The 1016-nt window shown below is 73.1% G+C and carries 1 protein-coding gene and 1 pseudogene; both read right to left on the bottom strand.

Features of this window, described 5'->3' with window-relative positions:
- Positions 1 to 115: 115 nt before the first annotated feature.
- Positions 116 to 799, bottom strand: a complete 684-nt coding sequence (trbF, locus tag DMC18_RS25180) for a conjugal transfer protein TrbF (protein WP_110133426.1) — start codon at positions 797 to 799, stop codon at positions 116 to 118.
- Between the two features lie 3 nt (positions 800 to 802).
- Positions 803 to 1016: pseudogene (locus tag DMC18_RS27110) on the bottom strand (P-type conjugative transfer protein TrbL); the annotation flags it as partial.

The raw sequence follows: 1016 nt of genomic DNA, 5'->3' as shown, positions 1-1016 counted from the left end.
GCGGCGTTGGCCGCGGCGACCGGCGTCGGCGGCCTGGACGACGGGGCGGCCGCGCCGCTGCCGGCGACGCTGAGCGACAGAACCGCGGCGACCGCGGCCTCCCGGAAGACGGCGGTCATGGGGTCATCTCCTTGGACCAGTCGATGGCATCGACATAGAGGTGGAGCGGATTGGCCTTCAGTCGGTCGACCTTGTTGGTCGGCCGATCGACCAGGGTGAGGATCGCCGACCAGCGCTCGGTCGAGGCCAGCGCCCCGTCCTGGTAGTGGCGCTCGGTCCACGCGATGCGGAAACTCGTGGGCGAGGCGCGCAGGACGTTGGTCACGTCGACCGAGACCTGCTCCTTGCCGACCCGTTCGCGCGGATCGTTGGTCTTGCCATAGGCGGTCAGGGCCGCCGCGCCCCTGTCGGTGGTGAACCGGTAGGCCGACAGCCAGTTGTCGGTGACCACCACCGGGTCGGACGACACCGAGCGGACCTCTTCGATGAAGCGCTCCAGGCGCGCGGCGATCATGTAGTCGCTGGGCTTGAAGTCGGCGGTGGCCGGGCCGACCGTGCGCGCCTCGCCGAACCGGTCGACCTCCACGACCCAGGGGACGACCTGGCCCCTGGCGCCCTGCCACACCAGCGCGCCTGCCAGGACGGCGATCACCCCGCCCTGCACCAGCGCCACGGCCCAGGCGCGGCGGCCGGTGACGGCCAGGCGCCCCTCGCGGTCGTCCCAGGCCTGGCGGGCCCGGCGGTAGGGCGTGTCGGGCTCGGGCGTGGTCCCGTAACGGATCTCCGGCCGTCGAAACATCGCTCACTCCTCCGAAAGGTCAACGGACGCGCCGCCGCCCGACTGGCCCGACGAGGCGGCGTGGCCGGCGCTCGCCGCGCCGTGGGCGATCGTCTGGCGCTGGTGCATGCGCTTGGCCCACGCGGGCTGGCTGCCCGTCGTGGCCGAGCCACCGCTGGCCGCTCTGGTCGAGGCGGTGGCCTCCTCCCCCGAAGACGCTTGTTGCTGGCGTGCGGAC

Source organism: Caulobacter sp. D5 (assembly GCF_003185805.1).
In the GTDB taxonomy this organism is placed as follows: domain Bacteria; phylum Pseudomonadota; class Alphaproteobacteria; order Caulobacterales; family Caulobacteraceae; genus Caulobacter.
This window is presented reverse-complemented; position numbering and strand designations above follow the sequence as displayed.